Annotated in this window: 12 protein-coding genes, 4 tRNA genes, 2 rRNA genes and 1 other RNA gene; 10 read left to right on the top strand and 9 right to left on the bottom strand. The window is 24.7% G+C overall.

Annotation, left to right across the window (positions count from 1 at the left end; translation table 11 throughout):
* Positions 1-2: 2 nt before the first annotated feature.
* Positions 3-1118 (bottom strand): aspartate-semialdehyde dehydrogenase, encoded by a 1116-nt coding sequence (gene asd / locus GJT95_RS01655; RefSeq protein ID WP_211080547.1) that lies wholly within the window; start codon positions 1116-1118, stop codon positions 3-5.
* A gap of 119 nt (positions 1119-1237) precedes the next feature.
* Positions 1238-1918 carry a uracil-DNA glycosylase gene (ung, locus tag GJT95_RS01660; protein WP_169786043.1) on the bottom strand — a complete coding sequence of 227 codons (681 nt, stop codon included), beginning with the start codon at positions 1916-1918 and terminating at the stop codon, positions 1238-1240.
* A gap of 122 nt (positions 1919-2040) precedes the next feature.
* On the opposite strand from ung, the gene rpsF reads away from it, so the two are divergent.
* The 10 genes from rpsF (at position 2041) to trpS (ending at position 10127) form a co-directional block, all read left to right on the top strand.
* Positions 2041-2406: a 30S ribosomal protein S6 gene (gene rpsF, locus GJT95_RS01665; RefSeq protein ID WP_169786044.1), complete on the top strand. Its 366-nt coding sequence runs from the start codon at positions 2041-2043 to the stop codon at positions 2404-2406.
* A 55-nt stretch (positions 2407-2461) separates the two neighbouring features.
* Positions 2462-2689 (top strand): 30S ribosomal protein S18, encoded by a 228-nt coding sequence (rpsR, locus tag GJT95_RS01670; protein ID WP_169786045.1) that lies wholly within the window; start codon positions 2462-2464, stop codon positions 2687-2689.
* A gap of 48 nt (positions 2690-2737) precedes the next feature.
* Positions 2738-3193 carry a 50S ribosomal protein L9 gene (gene rplI, locus GJT95_RS01675; RefSeq protein ID WP_169786046.1) on the top strand — a complete coding sequence of 152 codons (456 nt, stop codon included), beginning with the start codon at positions 2738-2740 and terminating at the stop codon, positions 3191-3193.
* A gap of 50 nt (positions 3194-3243) precedes the next feature.
* Positions 3244-3332: signal recognition particle sRNA small type (gene ffs, locus GJT95_RS01680), an RNA gene on the top strand.
* A complete protein-coding gene (dnaX, locus tag GJT95_RS01685) occupies positions 3333-4481 on the top strand; it encodes a DNA polymerase III subunit gamma/tau (protein ID WP_246225716.1) in 1149 nt (382 codons plus the stop codon). It begins immediately after the preceding RNA gene.
* A gap of 122 nt (positions 4482-4603) precedes the next feature.
* Positions 4604-6484, top strand: coding sequence for a molecular chaperone HtpG (gene htpG, locus GJT95_RS01690; protein ID WP_425482516.1), 1881 nt, complete (start codon positions 4604-4606; stop codon positions 6482-6484).
* Positions 6485-6716: 232 nt separating this feature from the next.
* On the top strand, positions 6717-7244 hold the full coding sequence (gene aroK / locus GJT95_RS01695) for a shikimate kinase AroK (RefSeq protein WP_169786047.1): 528 nt from the start codon (positions 6717-6719) through the stop codon (positions 7242-7244).
* Positions 7245-7282: 38 nt separating this feature from the next.
* Entirely contained in the window at positions 7283-8380 is a 1098-nt protein-coding gene (aroB, locus tag GJT95_RS01700) for a 3-dehydroquinate synthase (RefSeq protein ID WP_169786048.1), read from the top strand.
* Between the two features lie 45 nt (positions 8381-8425).
* Positions 8426-9088 (top strand): ribulose-phosphate 3-epimerase, encoded by a 663-nt coding sequence (rpe, locus tag GJT95_RS01705; RefSeq protein WP_169786049.1) that lies wholly within the window; start codon positions 8426-8428, stop codon positions 9086-9088.
* 37 nt (positions 9089-9125) lie between these two features.
* Positions 9126-10127: a tryptophan--tRNA ligase gene (gene trpS / locus GJT95_RS01710; protein WP_169786050.1), complete on the top strand. Its 1002-nt coding sequence runs from the start codon at positions 9126-9128 to the stop codon at positions 10125-10127.
* A gap of 18 nt (positions 10128-10145) precedes the next feature.
* Here trpS and crp read toward each other — a convergent pair whose 3' ends face one another.
* From crp to GJT95_RS01745, 7 genes are all read right to left on the bottom strand, one after another.
* Positions 10146-10775, bottom strand: a complete 630-nt coding sequence (gene crp / locus GJT95_RS01715; protein WP_169786051.1) for a cAMP-activated global transcriptional regulator CRP — start codon at positions 10773-10775, stop codon at positions 10146-10148.
* Between the two features lie 99 nt (positions 10776-10874).
* Positions 10875-10947: transfer RNA gene (locus GJT95_RS01720), tRNA-Thr, on the bottom strand.
* A gap of 48 nt (positions 10948-10995) precedes the next feature.
* A tRNA-Gly gene (locus tag GJT95_RS01725) sits at positions 10996-11066 on the bottom strand.
* A gap of 41 nt (positions 11067-11107) precedes the next feature.
* Positions 11108-11189 (bottom strand) — tRNA-Tyr (locus tag GJT95_RS01730).
* Between the two features lie 51 nt (positions 11190-11240).
* A tRNA-Thr gene (locus GJT95_RS01735) sits at positions 11241-11313 on the bottom strand.
* Positions 11314-11378: 65 nt separating this feature from the next.
* Positions 11379-11494: ribosomal RNA gene (gene rrf / locus GJT95_RS01740) — 5S ribosomal RNA — on the bottom strand.
* Positions 11495-11546: 52 nt separating this feature from the next.
* Positions 11547-14483, bottom strand: a 23S ribosomal RNA gene (locus GJT95_RS01745).
* Positions 14484-14520: the final 37 nt, after the last annotated feature.

The following is a 14520-nucleotide window of genomic DNA, read 5'->3' on the forward strand; positions in this document are numbered from 1 at the left end:
AATTAAATTAATAATTTTAACATTCTTCTTAAAGGTTCTGAAGCTCCCCATAATAATTGATCTCCTACTGAAAAAATAGAAAAACAATTTTTATCTATATTTAATTTTTTTATTCTTCCTACATTAATATCTAATTTACCACTAACAAAAGAAGGTGTAAGAAAATTAATAGTGTCATTAAAATTATTTGGTATAATTTTAACCCAATTATTATTTTCATTAATAATACTTTTAATATTATTTATAGATAAATTTTTATTTAATTTTATTGTAAATAACTGACTATGTGAACGTAAAGTAGGTATTCTTACACATGTGCTATTTATTGGGATAACTTTCTTTGTATTTAAAATTTTATTAGTTTCAAATTGTCCTTTCCATTCTTCTTTTGTTTGATCAGTATTTTTTATTTTTTTATCTATCCATGGGATTAAACTATTAATTAAAGGAACGTTAAAATTTTGTTTAGGAAAATTAGAAGAATACATTTGTTTTGAAATTTTTCGTTCTAAATCTAGAATATTTACTGAAGAATTATTGATTAAAGAAGATATATTTTGATATATATATTTCATTTGTAAAATAAGTTCTTTCATAAATTTTGAACCAGCACCAGATGCTGCTTGATAAGTAGAAACAGAAATCCAATTAATCAAATTATTTTTAAATAAACCACCTAAAGCCATTAACATTAAACTAACAGTACAATTACCACCAACAAAAGTTTTTATACCTGAATTTAATTTTTGTTGTATATATTGTAAATTAATAGGATCTAAAACAATGATAGATTCATCTGAAGTTCTTAAATTAGAAGAAGCATCGATCCAATATCCTTTCCAACCCATTTTACGTAATTTAAAATAAATTTTATCTGTATATTCGCTTCCTTGACATGTTAAAATTATATCTAATTCAAATAATTTTTCAAAATTATAAGCATTTTCTAATTTCAGCAATTTGTTATTTATATTAAAATTAGATATTAATTTACCATATTGTGAAGTAGAAAAAAAAATAGCATTAATATTATTAAAATCTTTTTTTTTTATCATTCTTTTTATAAGAACAGAACCTACCATTCCTCTCCAACCAATAAATCCTACATTTTTCATTATTTTACCTTATAAATTATTTTTTATATATTTTATATAAAATATATTTTAATTACTAATTTTTAAAATTTATTATTAAATTATCTTTAAATTTAAAAATAATTATATTATAATAATGTATATTATTTTATTAATTTTATATTCCAATTTATTGGTTCTTTTTTATTTAAAATTAAGTATTTATTTGTTTTAGAAAAGTGTTTGCAAAAATAAAATCCTTTATAAAAGGATAAAGGTGAAGGATGTGATGTAGTTAATATTAAATGTTTTTTTTTTATTAAAAAATATTTTTTTTTTGCATACATTCCCCATAATAAAAAAACAATATTTTCATAATATGAATCAATTATTCTTATAACATTATCTGTAAAAATTTCCCAACCAAAATTGGCATGAGATTGTGGTTTTCCTTTTTCTACTGTTAGTATAGAGTTTAATAACATTACTCCTTCATTAACCCAACTTATTAAGTATCCATGATCAGGAATAATGAAATTAGGAATATCAAATTTTATTGCTTTATAAATATTTTTTAATGTAGGAGGTATTTTAATATTTGGCATAACAGAAAATGCAAAACCATTAGCTTGATTTATACCATAATACGGATCTTGGCCTAAGATAACTACTTTTAAATTATTAAAATTAATTTTTTTAAAAACATTAAAAATATATTTTTTTTTAGGGCAAATAATTTTTTTATTATTAATATCTTTATAAATTTTTTGTATTAATTTTATAAAATATTTTTTTTTTGTTTCTTTTCGAAAAAATTCTTTCCATATAATATTTTTATCTTTCATAAAATGTTTAATTTTATTAATAAATATAAATTTTTGAAAAATATTATATTATGTTAATATAAAAATAAAATTTTATCCTTGTTTTTAATTTATATTAAAAATTATAACCATAAGGAAAAAAAATGAATTACTATGAAATAGTATTAATAATAAATCCTAATCAAAGTGATCAAGTAAATAACATTATAGAATATTATAAAAAATTTATTCATAAAAATAATGGTTATATTTCAAGATTTGAAGATTGGGGAAGAAGACAACTAGCATATCCTATATTAAAATTACATAAAGCGCATTATATTTTAATTAATATTGTTTTAAAAAAAATTAATATAATAAAAGAAATTGAAAATAATTTAAGAATTAATGAATATATTATAAGATACCTTATTATTAAAACAAAAACAGAAAGAAAAAATTTATCTTTTATTTTAAAATCTAAAGATGAATATCAAGAGAAACGTAGTGATATAATTAAAACAATATAATATTAATTTTTACAAAAAAAATATAATTTATTTTATAAAAATTTGGAGTTATATAATGATACGTTATTTTCGTCGTCGTAAATTTTGTCGTTTTACTGCAGAAGGTATTAAAGAAATTGATTATAAAGATATTCAAGTTTTAAAAAATTTTATTACTGAAAGTGGTAAAATTGTTCCTAGTCGGATTACTGGCACTAAAGCAAAATATCAACGTCAATTAACTAGGGCTATAAAGTTAGCAAGATATTTATCTTTAATATCTTATACTGATCATCATAAATAATTTATATAATTATTTTAAATAAAAATTTTTTTGTAAAGAGTATAAATAATGAAAGTAATTTTATTAGATTCTATTCCTAATATAGGAGAAAAATCTCAAATTGTAGATGTTAAACCTGGATATGCACGTAATTTTTTAATACCAAAAAATAAAGTAATGATTGCTACAAAAAGTAATATTATTATTTTAAAACAAAAAATTTTAGAAAAACAATCTAAATTATTAGATATTTTAAATAAAGCAAAATTACGATTAAAAAAATTTAATTTAATAAAAAATAAAATAAAAATTACTGCTAAAACAGGAAAAAATGGAAAATTATTTGGATCAATAGGTAAAAATGATATTTTAAAAGAATTTAAAAAAATTGGGTTTAATATTTTAAAAAAAGAAATAAAATTACCTAAAGGAGGTTTTAAATATATTGGAAAATATATTGTAATTTTTCAATTTCATGCAAAAATTTTAATTGAAAAACAAATTAGTATAGTAAGTGATAAATAATTAATTAAATATTGACTAATTAATAAAATTATGTATAATTTCTGTAAACATGACTATTTAAAACAATATTATTTTATGAATCCAGTCAGATCTGGAAAGAAGCAGCTGTAGTAAATATAATATGTGTAAATAGGTAGTCATGTTTTATCGTTTAATTTTTATAAAAAATCAAAACATGAATTCTCATATTTTAGCATCTAAATGGCGTCCTTATTCATTTAATGACGTTATCGGTCAAGATCATGTAATACAAGCTATAAAACATAGTCTATTTACTAAAAAAATTCATCCTGCTTGGATATTATCAGGTAGTAGAGGAGTAGGTAAAACAACAATAGCAAGAATATTTGCTATGGGTTTAAGTTGTTTACAAGATATAACATCAAATCCATGCGGATATTGTGAAAATTGTATATCTATAAAAAAAAATTCTTTTTTAGATTTAATTGAATTAGATTCTGCATCTAAAACAAAAGTAGAAGATATTAGAGAAATATTAGAAATAATTTATTATCCTCCTATAAAAGGAAGATATAAAATATATATTTTTGATGAATTTCATATGTTATCTAAACATAGTTTTAATGCATTATTAAAAATAATAGAAGAACCTCCAAAATATATAAAATTTATATTTGCAACAACAGAATTACAAAAAATACCATCTACAATATTATCTAGATGTATTCAATTTCATTTAAAATTAATAAATGAAAATATAATTTTCAATCAAATAAAAAATATTTTAAACAAAGAAAATTTTAAATATGATGAAAAAGCATTAAAAATTTTATCTATTGCTGCATATGGTAGCATGCGTGATGCTTTAAATTTAACAGATCAATTAATATCTATGGGAAAATTAACTATAGAAAATATTAATTTAATGTTAGGATTGATAAAAAAAAAATATTTATTTTCATTAATACAATGTTTTAAAACACAAAAATATAATATAATTTTTAATTTAATTAACAAAATATCTACATTTAATGTCAATTGGGATAATATTATAACAGAAATAATGACATTATTACATCATATTTTAAAAATTAAAATTTTAAATAACAATTTTGGTAATTTTTTAATAAATTCTAATTTTACAAAAAATGAAATTTTATTTTATAAAGAAATATTATACGAATTTTCAGAAATTGAATTAAAATTTTTATACAATATTTTAAATACAGGAAAAAAAAATTTGTATTTATCTCCAAATCCTAAAATAGGATTTGAAATGATTATATTAGAAATAATAATTTATTTTAAAAATAAAAATAAAATATAAAAATTTTTATGTATTAAATTAAATATTTTGATATATATAAAAATTATTTTTTAATATTGTATATTGTAAAATACAAATATATATATTTATTAAATATTTATATAAAAAAGAGTAATATAATTATGAAAAAAGAAACATTAAATTTTCAATCTGAAGTAAAACAATTATTACATTTAATGATTCATTCACTTTATTCAAATAAAGAAATTTTTTTAAGAGAATTAATATCTAATGCTTCTGATGCTGTTGATAAATTAAAGTTTGAAGTTTTATCAAAACCAGATTTATATGAAAATAATTCAATATTAAAAGTACAAATTTCTATCAATAAAGAAAAAAGATTAATTACCATTAATGATAATGGTATTGGGATGACTCGCAACGAAGTTATTGAAAATTTAGGTACAATTGCTAAATCTGGTACTAAAGATTTTATTAAAGCTTTAAAATTATCTTCAAATAATAAAACAGAATTAAATACACAATTAATAGGTCAATTTGGTGTAGGATTTTATTCTGCTTTTATAGTAGCTGATAAAGTTTTAGTAAAAACTAGAGCTGCAGGTAAATCTATAGATAAAGGTGTTTTTTGGGAATCTACAGGAGAAGGAAATTATCATATAGCTAATATTAATAAAGAATTTAGAGGAACTGAAATTATATTACATATACGTCCTAAATATGATGAATTTTTAGATACATGGCGTATAAAAACAATAATAAGTAAATATTCAGAACACATTTCTTTGCCTATAGAAATAGAAATGTATAATGAAAAAGAAAAAAAATATTATTGGGAACAAGTTAATAAAGCACATGCTCTTTGGTTACGTAATAAATCAGATATAAGTAAAAATGAATATAAAGAATTTTATAAACAATTAACATATGATAGTACTGATCCAATTATTTGGAGTCATAATCATGTAGAAGGAAAACAAGAATATATTAGTTTATTGTACGTTCCTTTTACTATTCCATGGGATATTCGTAATCGTGATTATAAAAACGGATTAAAATTATATGTACAAAGAGTGTTTATCATGGAGGATGCAGAACAATTATTACCTAAATATTTAAGATTTATAAGAGGTTTAGTTGATTCTAATGATTTACCTTTAAATATTTCAAGAGAAATTTTACAAAAAAATAGTATTATTCGTAATATGAAAGCTACATTAACAAAAAAAGTTCTTCATATGTTAATAAATCTTACTAAAGAACCAAAAAAATATAATGATTTTTGGAAAAAATATGGTTTAATTTTTAAAGAAGGTCCAGCAGAAGATATAAAAAATAAAAATATAATTATTAAATTATTACGTTTTGCTTCAACAATTAATAATAATTCTGAACAAGATATATCTTTAGATGATTATGTTAAAAGAATGATAAAAGGACAAAAAAAAATATATTTTTTAACATCAGATAATTATCTTACAGCTAAAAGTAGTCCTCATTTAGAATTTTTTTCTCAAAAAGGAATAGAAGTATTATTATTAATAGATCATATTGATGAATGGATGATGAGTTATATTAATGAATATAAAGGTAAAACATTTCAATCTATTAGTAAACAAGATGATTCATTAGATGAATTTATTAAAAATAAAAATAATCTTATAGAAGATAAAATAAAAGAAAAATTTAAACCTTTTTTACAAAAAATACAAAATTTATTAGGTAATAAAATAAAAAAAGTAAAATTAACAAGTAGATTAATTAATACTCCTGCTATTGTTACTACTGATTTAAATGAAATGAGTACACAAATGGCAAAATTATTTGCAGCTGCAGGACAAAAAACTCCAGAAATAAAATATAATTTTGAATTAAATCCTAATCATATTTTAATCAAAAAAATATTAATAATTAAAGATGAAGAATATTTTTCTGAATTTATTAATTTATTATTAGATGAAGCTATTTTAGCGGAAAAAGGTACATTAGAAAATCCAAATAAATTTATTAATCTTATAAATAAATTTTTATCTAAAATTTAAATTTGATACAGATAAGATAATTATAAAAAATAATTATCTTATCTTTTTTTTAAAAAATATTTTATTATTTTAAATATTGTTTTATTAAAATAAATTATTTACTATATAAAAAAATACTTTTATGATTTAATTAGAATATTTAGAATATAAAAAATTCTATATAAAAGTGTATGTCTTATTTTTATTTAAAATAAGAATTTTATTCACAATTATAATAATTATTAATAAAAAAATGGCAAAAAAAAGAAATATATTTTTAATAGGGCCTATGGGAGCAGGAAAAAGTACAATTGGTCGTCATCTAGCAAATTTATTAAAAATGGATTTTTTTGATTCTGATCAAGAAATTGAACGTCGCACAGGTGCAGATATAAATTGGGTATTTGATGTAGAAGGAGAAGAGGGGTTCAGAAAACGTGAAAAAAAAATTATTGATGAAATTACTAAAAAACAAGGAATTATTTTAGCTACAGGTGGAGGTTCTATTCAATCTAAAGAAACTAGAAAAATTCTTTCTTCTAGAGGAATTGTTGTATATCTTAAAACTACTATAGAAAAACAATTAAGTCGTACTAAAAGAGATAAAAAACGTCCTTTATTAAAAAATAAACAAAATAAATTAGCTAAAGAAATTTTAGAAAATTTAGCTAAAAAAAGAAATCATTTATATGATGAAATAGCTGATATTATAATTAAAACAGATGAGCAAAGTGCAAAAATTGTTGCTAATCAGCTTATTAGCTTATTAGAAAAAAATTAATATAATTAATTTTTTAAATTAAAAGGATAATATTATATATGGAAAAAACTATTTTAGTTTCAACAAAGAAAAATAATTATCCTATTATTATGAATTTTAATTTATTTGATAAAAAAATATTTTTCCCTTTTCTTAAGAAAAACGATAGTATTATGATTGTTACTAATCAAAAAGTTTTTTCTTTATATTTTAAAAAAATATTTAATCAATTTAATAATATTGGTCTTAAAATTGATTATATTGTTCTTCCTGATGGTGAAAAATATAAAACATTAATGACTGTAAATATGATTTTTACAACATTACTTAAAAATTTACATAATAGAGACACAACATTAGTTGCTTTAGGAGGAGGTGTTATAGGTGATATTACTGGATTTGCTGCCTCTGTATACCAAAGAGGTGTAAAATATATACAAATACCTACTACCTTATTATCACAAGTAGATTCTTCTGTTGGAGGCAAAACAGCTGTAAATCATGATTTAGGGAAAAATATGATTGGTAGTTTTTATCAACCTAATCTTGTAATGATTAATTTAAGTTGTTTATATAGTTTATCTCAAAGAGAATTTTCAGCTGGGATAGCTGAAGTTATAAAATATAGTATTATTTTCGATAAAAAATTTTTTTCTTGGTTAGAAAATAATATAAATGAGTTATTTAACTTAAATAAAGATAAAATATTTTATTGTATTAATAAATGTTGTAAATTAAAAGCAAAAATTATTTATAAAGATGAATATGAAAATAATCAAAGAATATTATTAAATTTAGGTCATACATATGCTCATGCTATAGAAACAGAATTAGGATATGGTAAATGGTTGCATGGTGAAGCTGTTGCAGTAGGTATTGTTATTGCAGCTTTAACTTCTAAAGAATTAAATTTTTTAAATGATTCAGATATAGTAAAAATAATTAATTTATTAAAACAATGTAAATTACCTATCAAATTACCATTAAATATAAATATATACAAATTTTTAAAACATATTTATAGAGATAAAAAAATTAAAAAAAAACAAATTAATATTGTTTTACCAATAAAAATTGGTAAAGTTATTATATATAAAAATATTTCTGAAAAAATTATTGTTAATGCTATTAATAATAATAAAAATTTATTATTTTAAATTATTAGTATATAATAAAATTTTGTTTATATTTTTTTTTATAAAATGAAAAATGTTTTAATTGCTGCATCTATTTTATCTGCTAATTTTGCATATTTAGGAAAAGAAATTAAAGATGTACTTAAAGCTGGAGTTGATATAATCCATTTTGATGTTATGGATAATCATTATGTACCTAATTTAACTATTGGACCTTTAGTTTTACAATCTTTAAGAAATTATGGTATTAAATGTATAATAGATGTACATTTAATGACAAAACCAGTAGATGATTTAATAATTAAATTTGCAGAATCAGGTGCTGATATTATTACTTTACATCCTGAAAGTTCTTATCATTTAGATAAAAGTATTTCTTTGATAAAGAAATATGGATGTAAAGCTGGTTTAGCTTTAAATCCTTCAACTTCTTTGTGTTATTTAGATTATCTTTTTCATAAATTAGATATAATTTTAATTATGTCTGTTAATCCTGGTTTTGAGGGGCAAAAATTTTTAAGTCATATTTATAATAAAATTATTAAAATTAAACAAATTATTAAAAAAAAAAATATTTTATTAGAAGTAGATGGAGGTATTAATATTAACAATATAAAAAAAATTGTTATTGCAGGGGCAGATATTCTTGTAATAGGTTCAACTATATTTAAAAATTCATCATCATATTATGATACTATTAAAAATATTAAATTAAAATTACGTATGTAATTTTAAAACATTAAGGATAAATTATATTAATATAATTATGAAAAAAAAAATAATATTTAGTGGTATTCAACCAACCGGTTTATTAACTATTGGTAATTATATCGGGGCATTATCTCAATGGAAAAAATTACAAAAAAAATATTTTTGTATTTACTGTATAGCTGATTTACATGCTTTAACTATTTTTCAAAAAAAAAATATGTTAAGTAACAATATACTAGATGTTTTATCTATATGTTTAGCATCTGGTATAAATCCTAAAAAAAGTATTATTTTCATACAATCTCATGTTCCTCAACATACTCAATTAAATTGGATTTTAAATTGTTTTACTAATTTTGGTGCAATAAGAAGAATGACACAATTTAAAGAAAAAATTTATTTGAATAAAAATATTAATGTTGGATTATTTAATTATCCCATATTAATGGCTGCAGATATATTGTTATATCAAACATATAAAATACCTGTAGGAAAAGATCAAATTCAACATATTGAATTAGTTAGGGATATTGCGAATCGATTTAATAATATTTACGGAAAAAAAATATTTACAATCCCTAAAAAAAAATTACATGAAAATTATGGTTCATGTATAATGTCATTGTTATCTCCTATAAAAAAAATGTCTAAATCTGATAATAATAAAAATAATATAATTACATTATTTGATAATGATTTAACAATTAGAAAAAAAATTCAATATGCAATTACTGATTCTGATAATCCACCTAATATAAAATTTGATTTAAAAAATAAACCAGGAATTTCTAATTTACTTATTATATTATCTAATATAACTGAAATTTCTATACAAAAATTAGAATGTAATTTTAATAATAAAAATTATTATGATTTAAAAGAATTTGTTATTAATAATTTATGTTTGTTTTTAAATAAATTAAGAAAGAAATTTTTTTTTTACAGACAAAATGAAATTTTGCTAAAAAGTATTATTATTGATGGCGCACAAAAAGCAGAAAAATATGCTAAAATTACTTTAGAAAAAGTATATAATACTATTGGATTAGATATTTAAAAAATTTAAAATATAAACTTACCTTGTACCATATACAACAATTGTTTTACCGTGAGCGTAAATTAAATTACGATTTTTTAAAATTTTCAGTGTACGTCCAACAGTTTCTCTAGAGCATCCAACTATTTTACCTATTTCTTGTCTAGTTATTTTTATTTGCATTCCATCTGGATGTGTAATTGCATCTGGAGATTTAGCTAAATTTAATAATGTTTTAGAAATTCTATGAGTAACATCTAAAAAAGCTAAATTACTAATTTTTTTAAATGTGATTTGTAATTTATTTACAATTTGTAAAGAAATTTTCATGATAATATCATTATTGATTTTAACTAAATTAAAAAAATTTTTATATGAGATTTTTGCTAATTCACATTCTGTTCTTAATTTAATTAATGTAATTTCTTTATAAGAATTTTTAAAAATTCCATTTTCACCAACAAAACTACCTGCATTTAAATAATTAAGTATTATTTCTTTGCCATTCCTATTTTTAATAGAAACAACTATACTCCCTTTTAATATATAATATAAATTTTTAGAAATATCTCCTTGTTTTATTAAAATCATTTTAGCAGGGTATTTATTAATCTTACAATAAGAAAGAAACCATTCTAAAGTAGAATTTTTTTGTAACTTAAGAAACATTAGTAATTATCCTTCTACTATCTTTTGTTTTATAAAATTAATAAAAAATTTTATTTAAAAATTTTATAAATAAATGTTTATTACATATATATTTATATATGCTGATACCCAGGGTTGAACTGGGATCTTCATCCTTACCAAGGATGTGCTCTACCAACTAAGCTATATCAGCTAAAGATATAAATCTTATTCATATTTTTTTTATTTTACAAATTTATTTAGCAGACAACGGGAATCGAACCCGTATTTTTAGCTTGGAAGGCTAAAGTAATACCATTATACAATGTCTGCTATATATTAAATTATAATATTATATTTTTATAAAAATATCTTGGTGGGAGAAGGATTCGAACCTTCGAAGTCTATGACGACAGATTTACAGTCTGCTCCCGTTAACCACTTGGGTATCCCACCTTTTTTTAATATTAACAAAAATTTTAGAAACTTATAATTAAAACACATAAATGCCGGCTACCGGAGTTGAACTGGTGACCTACTGATTACAAGTCAGTTGCTCTGCCATTTGAGCTAAGCCGGCATATTTTATCTATTTAAATGTTCTATAAATAATAATTTTAAAAAAATTAAATAAACTTTAACTTATCCTGGTATTTACCTACTCTCACATGAGGAGACCTCACACTACCATTGGCACTACAATGTTTCACTTCTGAGTTCGGGATGGATTCAGGTGGTACCACTGCGTTATTTATACCAGGATTACTTTATTAAGTACTATCTAATAATCAATTTAAACGATTCTGGTGTTGTAAGGTTAAGACTCACGGGTGTTTATTAGTACTGGTTAGCTTAACATATTACTATGCTTACACACCCAGCCTATCAACGTTATAGTCTTTAACGTCCCTTAAGAAAATTTTATAAATAATTAATAAAATTTTGGGAAGATTAATCTCAAGGTAAGTTTCGCACTTATATGCTTTCAGTGCTTATCTTTCCCATATTTAGCTACCGGGCAATGCCATTGGCATGACAACCCGAACACCATAGATATGTTCACTCCGGTCCTCTCGTACTAGGAGCAAATCCTTTCAATCTTCCAACGCCCACGGCAGATAGGGACCGAACTGTCTCACGACGTTCTAAACCCAGCTCGCGTACCACTTTAAATGGCGAACAGCCATACCCTTGGGACCTACTTCAGCCCCAGGATGTGATGAGCCGACATCGAGGTGCCAAACACCGCCGTCGATATGAACTCTTGGGCGGTATTAGCCTGTTATCCCCGGAGTACCTTTTATTCGTTGAGCGATGGCCTTATCATACAGAACCATCGGATCACTAAGACCTGCTTTCGCATCTGTTCGAATTGTCATTCTTACAGTTAAGCCAGCTTATACCTTTGCACTAACCTCACGATTTCCGACCGTGATTAGCTGACCTTAGTACTCCTCCGTTACTCTTTAGGAGGAGACCGCCCCAGTCAAACTACCTACCAGACATTGTCTCTAATCCGGATTACGGATTTAGGTTAGAATAATAAATATCAAAGGGTGGTATTTCAAGGTTGATTCCATACTGACTAGCGTCAATATTTCATTATCTCCCACCTATCCTACACATTAATATTTATTATTCAATATCAAGCTATAGTAAAGGTTCACGGGGTCTTTCCGTCTTGCCGCGGGTACACTGCATCTTCACAGCAATTTCAATTTCACTGAGTCTCAGGTGGAGACAGTCTGACCATCATTACGCCATTCGTGCAGGTCGGAACTTACCCGACAAGGAATTTCGCTACCTTAGGACCGTTATAGTTACGGCCGCCGTTTACCGGGGCTTCGATCAAGAGCTTCTTATGAAATAATAACTCTATCAATTAACCTTCCGGCACCGGGCAGGCGTCACACCGTATACGTCCACTTACGTGTTTGCACAGTGCTGTGTTTTTAATAAACAGTTGCAGTCAGCTGTTATCTTAGACTGATTTCAGCTTAAAAAGTAAATTTTCTTACCTACAATCAGTGTGCCTTCTCCCGAAGTTACGGCACTATTTTGCCTAGTTCCTTCACCTGAGTTCTCTCAAGCGCCTTAGTATTCTCTACCTGACTACCTGTGTCGGTTTAGAGTACGATTCAATATTATTTAAGTTTAGAGGATTTTCTTGTAAGCATGGTATCAATTACTTCAATACAATAAAGTACTTCGTCATCACGCCTTAATGTTAATAATTATCCGGATTTTCCTAGATAATCCATCTACACGCTTAAACCAAGACAACCATCACTTGGATAATTTAACCTTCTTCGTCCCCCCTTCACAATAATAATGAGTACAGGAATATTAACCTGTTATCCATCGACTACGCTTTTCAGCCTCATCTTAGGGGTCGACTTACCCTACCTCGATTACCGTTGGATAGGAACCCTTAGTCTTTCGGCGAATAGGTTTTTCACCTATTTTATCGTTACTCATGTCAGCATTCGCACTTCTGATATCTTCAATAAACTTTACAATTTATCTTCAACGATTTACAGAACGCTCCCCTACCCAATAAAAATAATATTCTTTCTTATTGTCGCAGCTTCGGTGTATAATTTAGCCCCGTTAAATCTTCCGCGCAGAATGACTAGACCAGTGAGCTATTACGCTTTCTTTAAATGATGGCTGCTTCTAAGCCAACATCCTGGCTGTTTATGCCTTTCCACTTCGTTTCCCACTTAATTATAACTTAGGGACCTTAGCTAGCGATCTGGGTTGTTTCCCTCTCCACAACGGACGTTAGCACCCGCTGTGTGTCTCCTGTGATAACATAAATTCGGTATTCGTAGTTTGCATCGGATTGGTAAATCTGGTAGATTCCCTAACCGAAACAGAGCTCTACCCCCGAATATGAATTACACAAGGCGCTACCTAAATAGCTTTCGGGGAGAACCAGCTATCTCCCGGTTTGATTGGCCTTTCACCCCTAACCACAAGTCATCCGCTAATTTTTCAACATTAGTCGGTTCGGTCCTCCAGTAAGAATTACCAAACCTTCAACCTGCTCATAGTTAGATCACCGGGTTTCGGGTCTATATCCTGCAACTAAACGCCCTTTTAAGACTCGGTTTCCCTACGGCTTCCTTATACAGTTAACCTTGCTACAAAATATAACTCGCTGACCCATTATACAAAAGGTACGCAGTCACACTTTTTTAAAATGCTCCTACTGCTTGTACGTATATGATTTCAGGTTCTATTTCACTCCCCTAACCGGGGTTCTTTTCACCTTTCCCTCACGGTACTAGTTCACTATCGGTCAGTCAGTAGTATTTAGCCTTAGAGGATGATCCCCCTACATTCAAACAAGATTACTCGTGTCTCGTTCTACTCATTGAGACTATAATTATCATATTTTCATATACAGGACTATCACCTTGTTTCGTATAACTTTCCAGTTATTTCTACTAACATGATAAATAAAATACATCTCGGGCTTCTTCCTGTTCGCTCGCCACTACTAAGGAAATCTCTGTTGATTTCTTTTCCTCAGGATACTTAGATGTTTCAGTTCCCCTGGTTTACTTCGTAATTCTATGTATTCAAATTACGATAATATATAATTACATATATTAGGTTTCCCCATTCGGATATCGCCGACTAATAACGCTTTGTATCAGCTTATCGACGCTTTTCGCAGATTTACACGTCCTTCATCGCCTCTGACTGCCAAGGCATCCATCATATACGCTTATTTACTTAACCTTACAACCCACAATCGTCTAAATATTTAAATTAATAA

The sequence above is a fragment of the Enterobacteriaceae endosymbiont of Donacia crassipes genome, assembly GCF_012569785.1.
Lineage (GTDB): Bacteria > Pseudomonadota > Gammaproteobacteria > Enterobacterales > Enterobacteriaceae.

Bases quoted from the DNA above. Each gene is read 5' to 3' on its own strand.
- dnaX (WP_246225716.1), top strand. From the start codon at position 3,333: ATGTTTTATCGTTTAATTTTTATAAAAAATCAAAACATGAATTCTCAT.
- rplI (WP_169786046.1), top strand. From the start codon at position 2,738: ATGAAAGTAATTTTATTAGATTCTATTCCTAATATAGGAGAAAAATCT.
- ung (WP_169786043.1), bottom strand. From the start codon at position 1,918: ATGAAAGATAAAAATATTATATGGAAAGAATTTTTTCGAAAAGAAACA.
- crp (WP_169786051.1), bottom strand. From the start codon at position 10,775: ATGTTTCTTAAGTTACAAAAAAATTCTACTTTAGAATGGTTTCTTTCT.
- aroB (WP_169786048.1), top strand. From the start codon at position 7,283: ATGGAAAAAACTATTTTAGTTTCAACAAAGAAAAATAATTATCCTATT.
- htpG (WP_425482516.1), top strand. From the start codon at position 4,604: ATGAAAAAAGAAACATTAAATTTTCAATCTGAAGTAAAACAATTATTA.
- trpS (WP_169786050.1), top strand. From the start codon at position 9,126: ATGAAAAAAAAAATAATATTTAGTGGTATTCAACCAACCGGTTTATTA.
- rpsR (WP_169786045.1), top strand. From the start codon at position 2,462: ATGATACGTTATTTTCGTCGTCGTAAATTTTGTCGTTTTACTGCAGAA.
- aroK (WP_169786047.1), top strand. From the start codon at position 6,717: ATGGCAAAAAAAAGAAATATATTTTTAATAGGGCCTATGGGAGCAGGA.
- rpsF (WP_169786044.1), top strand. From the start codon at position 2,041: ATGAATTACTATGAAATAGTATTAATAATAAATCCTAATCAAAGTGAT.
- rpe (WP_169786049.1), top strand. From the start codon at position 8,426: ATGAAAAATGTTTTAATTGCTGCATCTATTTTATCTGCTAATTTTGCA.